The 14,655-nt window shown below is 58.0% G+C and carries 11 protein-coding genes; 7 read left to right on the top strand and 4 right to left on the bottom strand.

Annotation, left to right across the window (positions count from 1 at the left end; translation table 11 throughout):
* Positions 1-57 precede the first annotated feature (57 nt).
* On the bottom strand, positions 58-411 hold the full coding sequence (locus ACDO57_RS04130) for a DsrE/DsrF/TusD sulfur relay family protein (protein WP_008499522.1): 354 nt from the start codon (positions 409-411) through the stop codon (positions 58-60).
* A 177-nt stretch (positions 412-588) separates the two neighbouring features.
* Here ACDO57_RS04130 and ACDO57_RS04135 point away from each other — a divergent pair, with 177 nt between their 5' ends.
* Entirely contained in the window at positions 589-1,995 is a 1,407-nt protein-coding gene (locus ACDO57_RS04135; RefSeq protein ID WP_370883553.1) for a YchO/YchP family invasin, read from the top strand.
* A 3-nt stretch (positions 1,996-1,998) separates the two neighbouring features.
* On the opposite strand, the gene narL is transcribed toward ACDO57_RS04135, so the two are convergent.
* A complete protein-coding gene (gene narL / locus ACDO57_RS04140) occupies positions 1,999-2,649 on the bottom strand; it encodes a two-component system response regulator NarL (RefSeq protein WP_008499531.1) in 651 nt (216 codons plus the stop codon).
* Positions 2,642-4,438, bottom strand: a complete 1,797-nt coding sequence (narX, locus tag ACDO57_RS04145) for a nitrate/nitrite two-component system sensor histidine kinase NarX (protein WP_370883554.1) — start codon at positions 4,436-4,438, stop codon at positions 2,642-2,644. Before narX ends, narL begins: the two co-directional genes overlap by 8 nt.
* 309 nt (positions 4,439-4,747) lie before the next feature.
* Between narX and ACDO57_RS04150 the strand changes: the two genes are divergently transcribed.
* The 5 genes from ACDO57_RS04150 (at position 4,748) to narI (ending at position 13,185) form a co-directional block, all read left to right on the top strand.
* Positions 4,748-6,145 carry a NarK family nitrate/nitrite MFS transporter gene (locus ACDO57_RS04150; RefSeq protein WP_370883555.1) on the top strand — a complete coding sequence of 466 codons (1,398 nt, stop codon included), beginning with the start codon at positions 4,748-4,750 and terminating at the stop codon, positions 6,143-6,145.
* A gap of 380 nt (positions 6,146-6,525) precedes the next feature.
* The gene (locus tag ACDO57_RS04155; RefSeq protein ID WP_370883556.1) at positions 6,526-10,269 is read left to right on the top strand and encodes a nitrate reductase subunit alpha; all 3,744 of its coding nucleotides are present in this window, start codon (positions 6,526-6,528) and stop codon (positions 10,267-10,269) included.
* Positions 10,266-11,801 carry a nitrate reductase subunit beta gene (narH, locus tag ACDO57_RS04160; protein WP_048989621.1) on the top strand — a complete coding sequence of 512 codons (1,536 nt, stop codon included), beginning with the start codon at positions 10,266-10,268 and terminating at the stop codon, positions 11,799-11,801. Before ACDO57_RS04155 ends, narH begins: the two co-directional genes overlap by 4 nt.
* Positions 11,798-12,508, top strand: a complete 711-nt coding sequence (gene narJ, locus ACDO57_RS04165) for a nitrate reductase molybdenum cofactor assembly chaperone (protein ID WP_061714964.1) — start codon at positions 11,798-11,800, stop codon at positions 12,506-12,508. Before narH ends, narJ begins: the two co-directional genes overlap by 4 nt.
* Positions 12,508-13,185 (top strand): respiratory nitrate reductase subunit gamma, encoded by a 678-nt coding sequence (gene narI, locus ACDO57_RS04170; protein WP_023312107.1) that lies wholly within the window; start codon positions 12,508-12,510, stop codon positions 13,183-13,185. Before narJ ends, narI begins: the two co-directional genes overlap by 1 nt.
* On the opposite strand, the gene ACDO57_RS04175 is transcribed toward narI, so the two are convergent.
* Positions 13,182-14,078 (bottom strand): DMT family transporter, encoded by an 897-nt coding sequence (locus ACDO57_RS04175; RefSeq protein ID WP_148769223.1) that lies wholly within the window; start codon positions 14,076-14,078, stop codon positions 13,182-13,184. The genes narI and ACDO57_RS04175 overlap by 4 nt on opposite strands.
* A gap of 107 nt (positions 14,079-14,185) precedes the next feature.
* On the opposite strand from ACDO57_RS04175, the gene ACDO57_RS04180 reads away from it, so the two are divergent.
* Positions 14,186-14,629: an Lrp/AsnC family transcriptional regulator gene (locus tag ACDO57_RS04180; RefSeq protein ID WP_024907089.1), complete on the top strand. Its 444-nt coding sequence runs from the start codon at positions 14,186-14,188 to the stop codon at positions 14,627-14,629.
* Positions 14,630-14,655: the final 26 nt, after the last annotated feature.

Here is a 14,655-nt window from a genome sequence, read left to right on the forward strand (position 1 = left end):
GTAAACTTGATGCTGAAACCGCGTCCATAAGAAAATAATATTTTTACGGGTTTATTATTAAAAAGTTAATACTTTATCTGCGGACAGCGTCCACTCGGCCAGCTCAACCAGCGTACCAATTTCTACGCCATCAATCAGCGGCAGTCCGGTAATGCCGCGCCCGTCGGTGCAGGTCTTGCACAATTTCACCGGCACGTTTTGCGCGGTCAGGATCTCCAGCATCTGCTGAATGTTATAACCCTCGGCCGGTTTTTGTCCCTTCAGCCCGGCGGTGACCGCGTCGGACATTAAAAAGAGGCGTAACGCCAGGTCGCTCTCTTTTTCACGCAGCGCAATGGCCAGGCGCAGGCTGTTAAAAAGGGATTCACTCCCGTAGGCCGCACCGTTGGCGACGATAACAATCTTTTGCATGTTGACTCCTGTTCTTATAAAGGCACGAATAATATAGGGTTTACCGAGTTTACGCTGCCTGCAGCCGTCAATAAACTTCAGGATATTCCTGAAATTTCCCGTAAGGCTGCAATTCTTTCTTAATAGCGTTAAGGTAAGACGTCTTTTACAAAAATCCAGGCGCTAAACCCGACGTTGATGGCTGTATCGTCTCGCATTCGTTCTCTGCTATTACTCTCCCTTTTGTCGGTCGGAGCCGTTCACGGTGCGCCGAATTCCTTTATGCATCAGGCACAGCACCCCTTTGATAATAACGGGGACAGTCTGCCCGACCTCGGCCTGGCGGCGCCTACGGGCGAAGGGGAGAAGCATCTGGCCGAAATGGCGAAAGCCTTTGGTGAAGCCAGCATGACCGACAATGGCCTGACGACCGGCGAGCAGGCGCGTCAGTTTGCCTTTGGTCAGGTGCGCGACGCGGTAAGCGGGGAAGTGAACCAGCAGATTGAGTCCTGGCTGTCGCCCTGGGGAAACGCCAGCGTGAACCTGCTGGTGGATAACGATGGCAAATTTAACGGCAGCAGCGGGAGCTGGTTTATCCCGTGGAACGATACTAACCGCTACCTGAGCTGGAGCCAGCTTGGCCTGACCCAGCAGACGGATGGCCTGGTCAGTAACGCTGGAATCGGTCAGCGCTGGGTCGCCGGGAAATGGCTGCTGGGTTACAACACTTTTTACGATAATCTTCTGGATGAAAATCTGCAGCGTGCCGGGTTGGGGGCGGAAGCGTGGGGGGAAAATCTGCGCCTGTCAGCGAACTATTATCAGCCCTTTGCCGGATGGCGCGAGCGCTCCGACGTCCAGGAGCAGCGCATGGCGCGCGGATATGACGTCACCGCTAAAGCCTGGCTGCCCTGGTTCCATCATCTGAACACCAGCGTTAGCTTCGAGCAATATTTTGGCGATAACGTTGACCTCTTCAACAGCGGAACCGGCTATCACAATCCTGTGGCGGTGAATCTGGGGCTTAACTATACCCCCGTTCCGTTGGTGACGCTGACCGCCGGGCACAAGCAGGGCGAAAGCGGCGAGAGCCAGAATAACCTCGGGCTGAAGCTCAACTATCGCTTTGGCGTGCCGCTGGCTAAGCAGCTTTCCGCCGATGAGGTCGCCGCCACGCGTTCCCTGCGCGGAAGCCGCTATGACTCGCCGGAGCGCACCAGCCTGCCGGTTATGGAGTTCCGCCAGCGGAAAACGCTGTCCGTGTGGCTGGCCACGCCGCCGTGGGATCTGAAAGGAGGCGAGACCGTGATGCTGAAGCTACAGGTTCGCAGCACGAACGGTATTCGTCAGATCCACTGGCAGGGGGACACGCAGGCACTGAGCCTGACGTCACCGGCGAAAAGCAACAGCATCGACGGCTGGAGCGTGATTATCCCTGCCTGGGATGACCGGGAAGGGGCGACAAACCGCTGGCACCTGTCGGCGGTGGTGGAAGATGAGAAAGGCCAGCGCGTCTCGTCCAATGAGATCACGCTTGCCGTGGTGCAGCCGCTGGTCGCACTGCCTGACGACGATCCGCGCTGGAAGCTGCTGCCGGATGAGTAGTCCTTAAAAAATGCGTTCCTGATGCACCCACACGGCGGCTTCAACGCGGGATTTTAGCTTCATTTTCTTCAGCATATGCTTCACGTGTACTTTGACCGTGCTTTCGGTGATATCCAGACGGCGGGCGATCATCTTGTTCGGCAGCCCCTGGGCAATGAGTTTGAGAATATCGCGCTCGCGCGGGGTTAACTGGCTGACGTCACGGTCAGAGGTGGCGCGGTTGGCGCGCAGGCTGGCGGCCAGAACCGGCGTTAAGGCTTCGCTGAGCACCATTTCGCCCGCCGCCGCCTGCTGTAGCGCCTTAAGCAAGTCTTCCGGCTCCATATCCTTCAGCAGATAGCCATCTGCCCCTCGCTTCAGCGCCGTGACTACGTCCTCCTCATGGTTCGACACGCTAAAGACGACGATGCGCCCGGAAAGCGATTTTTCCCGCAGCTTGTCGAGGGTCTCCAGACCGTTCATGCCGGGCATATTCAGATCGAGCAGGATCAGATCGGGATCGAGAGATTCGGCAAGCTCAATGCCCTGTTCACCGTTGCTGGCTTCGCCCACCACGGTGATATCGGGTGCCATGCTGACCAGCTGTTTCACGCCAGTACGCAGCATCGGATGGTCGTCGATCAACAGGATGGATGCCGGTTCCTGATTAGTCATGGGTTTCTCCTTGAACAGTTGTGAGCGGTTTCTCGGGAATAAAGGTGACGACAACTTCCGTGCCGCCCGTCTCTCTCCGGCGAACCTGGCAATCACCGCGCAGGCTTTGGGCGCGGTCTCGCATAATGATTAAACCATAATGGTTAGTGCGTTCGGCATTTTCCGGCACGCCGCGGCCGTTATCGTGAACCGTCAGTTTGACCTGATTATCGTGCTGGCTGACGGTGACCGTGACCGCCGTCGCGTCAGCGTGTTTAAGCACGTTGCTCAGCGCTTCGCGGGCGATCTGCAGTAAATGTATGGCCTGATGGGAGGGGACAAACCGCGGCGGCAGCTGGTAATCCAGCTTCACCGGGAACCCCAGCCGGGCGCTAAATTCGTGACAGCTGGATTCCAGCGCCGGGCGCAGGCCCGGCTCGGTCAGCTGCAGGCGGAAGGTGGTCAGCAGCTCGCGCAGCTGCACCCAGGAGGTGTTCAGCTCGTTGCGGATCTGGCTGAGCAGCTGCTTGTTGCTTTCGGGCATCTCCGCATCCTGCATCTGCAGGCAGCTCACCTGCATTTTCATACAGGAGAGCGACTGAGCGATAGAGTCGTGAAGCTCGCGGGCGATGGTCGCGCGCTCTTCCATGACGATCAGCTGCTGCTGCTTTTCCTGATGCCTGTCGAGCGCCAGCGTGGCCGTCAGCTGTTCAACCAGCGTATCCACCAGCTGCTGCTGGTCGTGGCTCAGGTGACGCCCGGCTGGCAGCGTTGCCAGCAGAATACCGTACTGAGTGTGGCTGTCGGTCAGGCGCCACTTCAGGGTGGTGCCGCCGGTCGTCAGCGGCGGCAGGCCGCGAGGGCAAAGATGGCAGCCTTTGTCATCGCAGGACATATCGGACTGGCAGGTGAATTCCTGGTGGTTATCTTCGTCTTCCACATCGTAGACCCGCAGCTCAAGGTCGTGAAGCAGAGTCAGATTTTGCAGGCCGTTCAGTACCGGCGAGAGACGTTCACATAGCGGTACCTGCATGTGCAGCCGACGGTTGGCCTGCCACAGGAAGGAGAGTATCTCGTTTTTCTGCTCCAGCCCGGCCGTTTTTTCCTGAACGCGCTGTTCAAGCACCGCGTAGCTCTCTGAGAGCTCTGCCGACATGGTATTAAGCGCCTGGCCGAGCATGGCCATCTCGTTGCGCCCGCTGATGTGCGTGCGCTGGGTAAAGTCGCGTGCGGTGACCGCGCGGGCCATGGCCAGCAGCTGTTTCCACGGGTTCAGCAGCCGCGCGCGGAGCCAGACGATGGTGAAGATCAGCAGCAGCCCCATAAACAGCGCCATGGCCCGGTGTACCATCACCACCCGGTCGATGCGTAATTCGGTGGTCTGGTCGAAAGCGGAGACCAGCGCATCAATGCGGGAGACAAACCCCGCCACGTCCTTTGCGACGGTTTCTGTGCTGCGCGCCTGTTTCAGCCCGGGCTGCAGCTGGGTGTGCCAGTAGCCCTGAAGAGCGTTAAGCTGGGACTGCTGACCGGCGCGGATAGCGGCGTTTTCCAGCTCGGGGCTGAAGACCGTGCGCTCCATTTCATCAATCAGGGGACGATCGTCCTGCGTCAGGGGAACCGATGCCAGCAGGCGATAGCTCTGCATGCGTAGCGAGCCTGCCTCGTTGATGGCATGCGCATTACCCTGTACTCCCTGTACCAGCCAGCCGGAGATCGCCATGCCGGTCACACCGATGGCGGTGGACAGCAAAACGATCAGGGCGAGCTGATTCACGAGCGTCAGCGGAGATAAACATCTTTTTAACATAGAGGTGGCGTGCTCCTGACGTGGCCTGCTTGCAGGAATGGCGCTATTCTGGTGCATACCCTGGAGTATACCCATACCAATAAAGGATTACCCCTAAATTGCCAACGGAGTAGGGGGAAGGAGGTGGGGGTAGCCAGGAACCGTCAGCACCGTGAAAAACCACGTCTTTTTTACCGAATTAGCCTACTCACTTAGGGTGAGGCCTTATTTTTCGCCGCAAATCCTCCCACTTTTCCTTTGATTTATATCAACTTACCGCCGCCCTAAAACCCTAATGTTTGCAGCATCATTCGAGAATCAGAGGTGTCTATGAGTCACTCATCCGCTCCCGAAAGGGAAAATGGTGCCGTTATTACAGACTGGCGTCCAGAGGATCCGGCGTTCTGGCAACAGCGCGGCCATCGTGTAGCAAGCCGGAATCTGTGGATTTCCGTGCCGTGTCTGTTATTAGCGTTTTGCGTATGGATGTTGTTTAGCGCGGTGGCGGTCAACCTGCCGAAAGTGGGTTTTACGTTTACCACCGATCAGCTATTCATGCTGACCGCGCTGCCGTCGCTGTCAGGCGCGCTGCTGCGTGTGCCTTACGCGTTTATGGTGCCGGTGTTTGGCGGTCGTCGCTGGACGGCGTTCAGTACAGGCATCATGATCGTCCCTTGCGTCTGGCTCGGCTTCGCGGTGCAGGATACCTCTACGCCATTTAGCGTATTCGTGATTATCTCCCTGCTGTGCGGTTTTGCGGGTGCAAACTTCGCCTCCAGCATGGCGAACATCAGCTTCTTCTTCCCGAAAGCGAAGCAGGGCGGCGCGCTGGGGATTAACGGCGGTCTGGGGAATATGGGCGTGAGCGTGATGCAGCTCATTGCCCCGCTGGCGATCTCGGTCTCCATTTTTGCAGCCTTTGGCGGCGGTGGCGTTGAGCAGGCGGATGGTTCTTCCCTCTATCTGCAAAATGCAGCCTGGATCTGGGTACCGTTCCTCGTGGTCTTCACCCTCGCAGCCTGGTTCTTTATGAATGACCTGTCCGCGTCGAAGGCGTCGCTGAGCGAACAGCTGCCGGTGCTGAAGCGTGGACACCTCTGGGTGATGGCGCTGCTGTATCTGGCCACCTTCGGTTCGTTTATCGGCTTCTCAGCGGGCTTCGCGATGCTGTCGAAAACGCAGTTCCCGGAGATTCAGATCCTGCACTTTGCCTTCTTCGGGCCGTTTATTGGTGCCCTGGCACGTTCGCTGGGCGGCATGGTGTCTGACCGCCTGGGCGGTACCCGCGTGACGCTGGTTAACTTTGTCGTGATGGCTGTCTTCTGTGCGCTGCTGTTCCTCACGCTGCCAGCCGACGGACAGAGCGGTAACTTCATCGCCTTCTTCGGCGTGTTTATGGTGCTGTTCCTGACGGCCGGGCTGGGGAGCGCGTCAACCTTCCAGATGATCTCCGTGATCTTCCGTAAGCTGACCATGGACCGCGTAAAAGCACAGGGCGGGAGCGAAGAGCAGGCCATGCGCGAAGCGGCGACGGATACGGCTGCGGCGCTGGGCTTTATCTCTGCCATCGGCGCGATTGGCGGCTTCTTTATCCCGAAAGCGTTCGGTATCTCTCTGGACCTGACCGGCTCTCCGGCCGGTGCCATGAAAGTCTTCCTCGTCTTCTATATCGCCTGCGTCGTGATTACGTGGCTGGTATATGGCCGTAATACCAAGAAAAATAAGTAAGTATGATTATCCGTTTACGCGGCCTTCGGGCCGCGTTTTTTTTGGCGTCAAAATAGTTACAACATACTGGTTGCCATGCAGAGGAAATCCGCAGGCAGCATTGTGATCGCCATCGCTTTACAGGGCGCTCTACCCCTTAATACCTGCGAGGTTAAATTTTGCCTGGTGGTTTGTACGATAAATTAAAAATAACGATATATTTCATATGGATATGAAATTTTAAATGATACCGCTTTGGTGGTATTCGGTGTAACCCCTCGCCTGAAAGTCCCTCGTCGTCTTGATCGTTATCAATTCTCCCCCTCTTTCAGGGCGTTACCTTCGCTGCAAATCAGCAATGTCGATTTAGAGAGCCACAGGCTCCATACAGGAGATACCCGATGAGCAAATTTTTGGACCGGTTTCGCTACTTCAAGCAGAAGGGCGAAACGTTTGCCGATGGGCACGGCCAGGTTCTGGATACCAACCGGGACTGGGAAGACGGTTACCGCCAGCGCTGGCAACATGACAAAGTCGTCCGTTCGACCCACGGCGTGAACTGCACCGGCTCATGTAGCTGGAAGATTTTCGTTAAGAACGGTCTGGTGACCTGGGAAATGCAGCAGACCGACTACCCGCGCACCCGCCCGGATATGCCGAACCACGAACCGCGCGGCTGCCCGCGTGGCGCCAGCTACTCCTGGTATCTCTACAGCGCGAACCGTCTGAAATACCCCCTGATGCGCAAGCGCCTGATGAAAATGTGGCGTGAAGCGAAAGTGCAACACAGCGATCCGGTGGATGCCTGGGCCTCTATCATTGAAGACGCGGATAAAGCGAAAAGCTTCAAGCAGGCTCGCGGCCGCGGCGGCTTTGTACGTTCCTCCTGGAAAGAGGTGAACGAGCTGATTGCCGCCTCCAACGTCTACACCGTGAAAACCTACGGTCCTGACCGCGTGGCGGGCTTCTCGCCGATCCCGGCGATGTCGATGGTCTCTTATGCCTCCGGCGCGCGCTATCTCTCCTTAATCGGCGGTACCTGCCTGAGCTTCTACGACTGGTACTGCGACCTGCCGCCGGCGTCTCCGCAGACCTGGGGCGAGCAGACCGACGTGCCGGAATCCGCGGACTGGTACAACTCCAGCTACATCATTGCCTGGGGCTCTAACGTGCCGCAGACCCGTACGCCGGACGCGCACTTCTTTACCGAAGTCCGTTATAAAGGCACCAAAACCGTGGCGGTGACCCCGGACTACGCCGAAATCGCCAAGTTGTGCGATCTGTGGCTGGCACCGAAGCAGGGTACCGATGCGGCGATGGCGATGGCGATGGGCCACGTCATGCTGCGCGAGTTCCACCTGGATAAACCAAGCCAGTACTTCACCGACTACGTCCGTCGCTACACCGACATGCCGATGCTGGTGATGCTGGAAGAGCGTGACGGCTACTACGCAGCAGGCCGTACGCTGCGCGCCGCCGATCTGGTGGACGCGCTGGGCCAGGAAAATAACCCAGAGTGGAAAACCGTTGCCTATAACAGCAACGGCGAGCTGGTGGCGCCAAACGGCTCTATCGGCTTCCGCTGGGGCGAGAAGGGCAAGTGGAACCTTGAGCAGCGTAACGGCACGACCGGCGAAGAGACGGAGCTGCGCCTGAGCATGCTGGGTAGCCAGGACGAGATCGCCGAGGTGGGCTTCCCGTACTTCGGCGGTGAAGGTTCCGAGCACTTCAACAAGGTTGAACTGAAAAACGTACTGATGCACAAGCTGCCGGTGAAACGCCTGCAGCTGGCGGACGGGTCTACCGCGCTGGTCACCACCGTCTATGACCTGACCATGGCGAACTACGGCCTGGAACGCGGCCTGGGCGATGAAAACTGCGCCACCGGCTATGACGATGTGAAAGCCTACACCCCGGCATGGGCAGAGCAAATCACCGGCGTTCCACGCGCGCAGATCGTGCGTATCGCCCGCGAGTTTGCGGATAACGCCGACAAGACCCACGGTCGCTCCATGATCATCGTCGGTGCGGGTCTGAACCACTGGTATCACCTCGATATGAACTACCGTGGCCTGATCAACATGCTGATCTTCTGCGGCTGCGTAGGTCAGAGCGGCGGCGGCTGGGCGCACTACGTGGGCCAGGAAAAACTGCGTCCGCAGACCGGCTGGCAGCCGCTGGCGTTTGCCCTCGACTGGCAGCGCCCGGCACGCCACATGAACAGCACTTCCTACTTCTATAACCACTCCAGCCAGTGGCGCTACGAGACGGTCACCGCGCAGGAGCTGCTGTCGCCGATGGCGGATAAATCCCGCTACAGCGGCCATCTGATTGACTTCAACGTGCGCGCCGAGCGCATGGGCTGGCTGCCGTCTGCGCCGCAGCTGGGTACTAACCCGCTGCGCATTGCGGAAGCGGCAAAGCAGGCAGGCATGTCACCGGTGGATTACACCGTGAAATCCCTGAAGGATGGCTCAATTCGCTTCGCGGCGGAACAGCCGGAGAACGGTAAAAACCATCCGCGTAACCTGTTTATCTGGCGCTCCAACCTGCTGGGCTCGTCCGGTAAAGGCCACGAGTACATGCTGAAATACCTGCTCGGTACCGAAAACGGTATCCAGGGGAAAGATCTCGGCAAGCAGGGCGGCGTGAAGCCGGAAGAGGTGGAGTGGAAAGACAACGGTCTCGACGGCAAGCTGGATCTGGTGGTCACCCTCGACTTCCGCCTGTCCAGCACCTGCCTGTACTCCGACATCGTGCTGCCTACCGCCACCTGGTACGAAAAAGACGACATGAATACCTCGGATATGCATCCGTTTATTCATCCGCTGTCTGCGGCCGTTGACCCGGCGTGGGAATCGAAAAGCGACTGGGAAATCTACAAAGACATCGCGAAGACATTCTCAGAAGTCTGCGTGGGGCACCTGGGCAAAGAGACCGACGTGGTGACGCTGCCCATCCAGCACGACTCCGCCGCCGAACTGGCGCAGCCGCTGGACGTGAAGGACTGGAAAAAAGGCGAGTGCGACCTGATCCCGGGCGTGACCGCGCCGCACATTATTCCGGTTGAACGTGATTATCCGGCAACCTACGAACGCTTTACCTCTATCGGCCCGCTGATGGAGAAAATCGGTAACGGCGGGAAAGGGATCGCCTGGAACACCCAGAGCGAAATGGATCTGCTGCGCAAGCTTAACTACACCAAAGCGGACGGTCCGGCCAAAGGCCAGCCAATGCTCAACACGGCGATTGATGCCGCAGAGATGATCCTGACCCTGGCCCCGGAAACCAACGGCCACGTCGCGGTGAAGGCCTGGGCGGCCCTGAGCGAGTTCACCGGTCGCGACCATACCCACCTGGCGACAAATAAAGAGGAAGAGAAAATCCGCTTCCGCGATATTCAGGCCCAGCCGCGCAAAATTATCTCCAGCCCGACCTGGTCAGGCCTGGAAGATGAGCATGTGTCCTATAACGCGGGCTACACCAACGTTCACGAGCTGATCCCATGGCGCACCCTGTCAGGCCGCCAGTCGCTGTATCAGGATCACCAGTGGATGCGCGACTTCGGTGAAAGCCTGCTGGTTTACCGTCCGCCAATCGACACCCGCTCCGTGAAAGCCGTGATGGGGGTGAAATCGAACGGTAACCCTGAGAAGGCGCTGAACTTCCTGACGCCGCACCAGAAGTGGGGTATTCACTCCACCTACAGCGACAACCTGCTGATGCTGACCCTGTCGCGCGGCGGTCCGATTGTCTGGATGAGCGAAACGGATGCCAAAGATCTGGGTATTGAAGATAACGACTGGATCGAAGTGTTCAACAGCAACGGTGCCCTGACGGCGCGTGCGGTGGTGAGCCAGCGCGTACCGGCCGGGATGACCATGATGTACCACGCGCAGGAACGTATCGTTAACCTGCCGGGGTCAGAAATTACCGAGCAGCGCGGCGGGATCCACAACTCCGTGACCCGCATTACGCCGAAGCCGACCCATATGATCGGTGGCTATGCGCAGCTGGCCTACGGATTTAACTACTACGGCACCGTAGGATCGAACCGCGATGAGTTCGTGGTGGTACGTAAGATGAAGAATATTAACTGGTTAGACGGCGAAGGTAATGACCAGGTACAGGAGAGCGTAAAATGAAAATTCGTTCACAAGTCGGCATGGTGCTGAATCTGGATAAATGCATCGGCTGCCATACCTGCTCGGTCACCTGTAAAAACGTCTGGACCAGCCGTGAAGGTATGGAATACGCCTGGTTCAACAACGTGGAAAGCAAGCCGGGCACAGGCTTCCCGACTGACTGGGAAAACCAGGAGAAGTGGAAGGGCGGCTGGATCCGCAAAATCAACGGCAAGCTGCAGCCGCGCATGGGTAACCGCGCTTGGCTTCTGGGAAAAATCTTCGCTAACCCGCATCTGCCGGGCATCGATGATTACTACGAGCCGTTTGATTACGACTACCAGAACCTGCACAACGCGCCGGAAGGTAAACACCAGCCGATCGCCCGTCCTCGCTCGCTGATCACCGGCCAGCGCATGGACAAAATTACCAGCGGTCCAAACTGGGAAGAGATTCTGGGCGGCGAGTTCGAGAAACGCGCCAAAGACCAGAACTTCGAGAACATGCAGAAGGCGATGTACGGCCAATTCGAAAACACCTTCATGATGTATCTGCCGCGCCTGTGCGAGCACTGCCTCAACCCGGCGTGCGTGGCGACCTGCCCGAGCGGCGCCATCTACAAGCGTGAAGAAGACGGCATCGTGCTGATCGACCAGGACAAGTGCCGCGGCTGGCGTATGTGCATCACCGGCTGCCCGTACAAAAAGATCTACTTCAACTGGAAGAGCGGCAAATCCGAGAAGTGCATCTTCTGCTATCCGCGTATTGAAGCCGGGATGCCAACCGTCTGCTCCGAAAGCTGCGTAGGCCGTATTCGCTACCTCGGCGTGCTGCTGTACGACGCGGACGCGATTGAAAACGCAGCGAGCACCGAGAACGAGAAAGATCTCTATCAGCGTCAGCTGGACGTGTTCCTCGATCCGAACGATCCGAAGGTGATTGAGCAGGCGCTGAAGGACGGCATTCCGCAGAGCGTGATTGACGCCGCGCAGCAGTCGCCGGTGTACAAAATGGCGATGGACTGGAAGCTGGCGCTGCCGCTGCACCCGGAATACCGCACTCTGCCGATGGTCTGGTACGTGCCGCCGCTGTCGCCGATTCAGTCTGCGGCTGACGCGGGTGAGCTGGGCAGCAACGGCATTCTGCCGGACGTGGAGAGCCTGCGTATCCCGGTGCAGTACCTGGCAAACCTGCTGACCGCAGGTGATACCCAGCCGGTACTGCTGGCGCTGAAGCGTATGCTGGCGATGCGCCACTTCAAGCGTGCCGAAACTGTGGATGGCGTAACCGATACCCGCGCGCTGGAAGAGGTCGGTCTGACCGAAGCGCAGGCGCAGGAGATGTACCGCTATCTGGCGATCGCTAACTACGAAGACCGTTTCGTGGTGCCGAGCAGCCACCGTGAGCTGGCCCGCGAAGCCTTCCCGGAAAAAAATGGCTGCGGCTTTACCTTTGGCGACGGTTGCCACGGGTCAGACAGCAAATTCAATCTGTTCAACAGCCGCCGCATTGATGCCATGGATGTGACCAGCAAAACGGAGCCGCACCAATGATTGAACTCGTCATTGTTTCGCGTCTGCTCGAGTATCCGGATGCTGCGCTTGCGCAGCATCAGCAGGAACTCTTTGATGCACTCGCGTCATCTGAAAACCTGGATAAGGACGATGCCCAGAAGCTGGGTGTTTTCCTCCGCGACCTGCTGGCGCGCGACCTTCTGGATGCCCAGTCGGACTACAGCCAGCTGTTTGACCGTGGTCGTGCAACGTCCCTGCTGCTGTTTGAACACGTGCATGGTGAGTCCCGCGACCGCGGTCAGGCGATGGTGGATCTGATGGCACAGTATGAACAGCACGGCCTGCAGCTCGACAGCCGCGAGCTGCCGGATCATCTGCCGCTGTATCTGGAGTATCTGGCGCAGCTGCCGAAAGAAGAGGCGCTGGGCGGTCTGCAGGACATCGCGCCGATCCTGGCGCTGCTCGGCGCGCGTCTTCAGCAGCGCGAGAGCCGCTATGCGGTTCTGTTCGATCTGCTGGTGAAGCTGGCCAACGCCGCGGTCGACCGTGAAAAAGTGGCGGAGAAAATTGCGGATGAAGCCCGCGATGATACGCCACAGGCGCTGGATGCGGTCTGGGAAGAAGAGCAGGTGAAATTCTTTGCTGACCAGAACTGCGGCGAGTCTGAAATCTCCGCTCACCAGCGTCGTTTTGCCGGCGCGGTTGCCCCGCAATATTTGAATATCTCTAACGGAGGACGGCACTAATGCACTTCCTGAATATGTTCTTCTTTGACATTTACCCGTATATCGCGGGCACCGTGTTCCTGGTGGGAAGCTGGCTGCGTTATGACTACGGTCAGTACACCTGGCGTGCTGCCTCCAGCCAGATGCTGGATCGTAAGGGAATGCATGTGGGCTCTAACCTGTTCCACATCGGTATTCTGGGGATTTTTGCCGGTCACTTCCTGGGAATGCTGACGCCGCACTGGATGTATGAAGCGTGGCTACCGATTGAGGTGAAGCAGAAGATGGCGATGATCGCGGGCGGTGCCTGCGGGGTGATGACTCTGGTCGGTGGCCTGCTGCTGCTGAAACGTCGTCTGTTCAGCCCGCGCGTGCGTGCGACCACGACTGCAGCGGACATCCTGATCCTCTCCCTGCTGATGGTGCAGTGTGCGCTGGGTCTGTTGACCATTCCATTCTCGGCGCAGCATATGGACGGGAGCGAAATGATGAAGCTGGTGGGCTGGGCGCAGTCCGTGGTGACCTTCCACGGCGGAGCCTCCGCGCACCTGGACGGCGTGGCGTTTATCTTCCGCGTTCACCTGGTGCTGGGGATGACGCTGTTTGTGCTGTTCCCGTTCTCCCGCCTGGTGCATATCTGGAGCGCGCCGGTGGAGTACCTGACGCGCAAATACCAGATAGTACGCGCCCGTCGCTAATTTGCCGTTTTGATACCAACCCCGCACTCGCGGGGTTTTTTTTCGCCCCAGCCCAGGTTGTTCCCCGCGGCAGCAAACAGGATCAGCGCGCCGCCCGCCAGCTGCGTCAGGTTCAGCGCGTGTCCGAACACCAGATTATCAACAACAATAGCCACCACCGGATAGATAAATGACAGGGAGCCGGTTATAGGCGTAGGCAGCTTCTGAATCGCGCTGTAGAGCAGCTGGTACATAATGCCGGTATGGACAATGCCCAGCGTGAGCAGGATCGGCCAGGGGAAATCACCGGAAAATGACGGCAGGCTGGCAAACGGCAAAAGCATCACGACGCCCGTCAGTACCTGGATAAAGGCAATATGCTGCGGCGCAACGGATCTGAGTTTGCGGGCAATCATGGCCGTGACTGCATAGAAGAAGGCCGCGGCCATCGCCAGACCGATTCCGGCGAGCCATTCACCGCCATGCGCGCCGGTCAGCTCGCTGGAGAGCAGTATCACCACGCCGCCAAAGGCGAGGAACAGCCAGCCCCATTTCACCAGGCTGACGCGTTCACCTAAAAACATCCCCATCAGTACCAGCATAAACGGCTGGGTGTTATACACCACGGTAGAAAGACCAATAGAGATCCGCTCATAGGCGGCGAAGAGCAGCAGCCAGTTCACCACTAATGCCACGCCGCCGAGAATAGCCAGCAGCAGCGTGGTGCGGGTGAGGGGACTGAAGGGCTTTTGACTTACCCGGATAAAAATAAAAAGCGCCATAGCCCCGATAAGACAGCGCCAGAACACCACTTCCGTCACCGGCAGACCGGAGAGCAAAACAAACGCGCCGATAGAGCCGGAAATTAACATTGCCAGACTCATTTGCCAGACGCCTTTATGTAAATCACGCATCATCCACCTCCTGATTAATGACGCTATTGTCGAAAATCGCTATCGGGTTTTACAGGGGTGATATAAGGTTGAATAGGTAAATCACTTTTTAAAATTAGGTGAAAAGAATGGAATGCCTTATCGATGATATCGATCGACAAATTTTAGCCTGTCTGGTTGAGGATGCGCGCATGTCGTTGAAGGTGCTCAGCGGCCGCATCGGTCTGACGTCCCCCAGCACGGCAGAACGCCTGAAGAGGCTGGAAGAACGGGGTGTGATTCAGGGTTATGGTGCGCGGGTGAATCTGGCGGCGCTGGGGTATACGCTGCAGGCGCTGGTGCGCGTGCGGCCTTTGCCGGGGCTGTTGCATAAGGTGGATAAGTACATTCAGGCGATGCCGGAGTGTATTGAGAGCGACAAAGTCACCGGGGAAGATTGCTTTGTGATTAGGCTGGTGGTGCGGTCAATCGAACAGCTTGATGCGCTGCTGGACGGCCTGGCAGAACATGCCCAGTGTAATACGTCGATTGTGAAGAGCTCGCCGGTGAAGCGTCGTTTGCCGCCGATGTAGGTTTCTGTCGCCGGGTGGCGGCTGCG

Origin of the sequence: Enterobacter cloacae complex sp. 2015409 (genome assembly GCF_041365315.1) — a bacterium.
GTDB classification, from domain to species: Bacteria; Pseudomonadota; Gammaproteobacteria; order Enterobacterales; family Enterobacteriaceae; genus Enterobacter; species Enterobacter pseudoroggenkampii.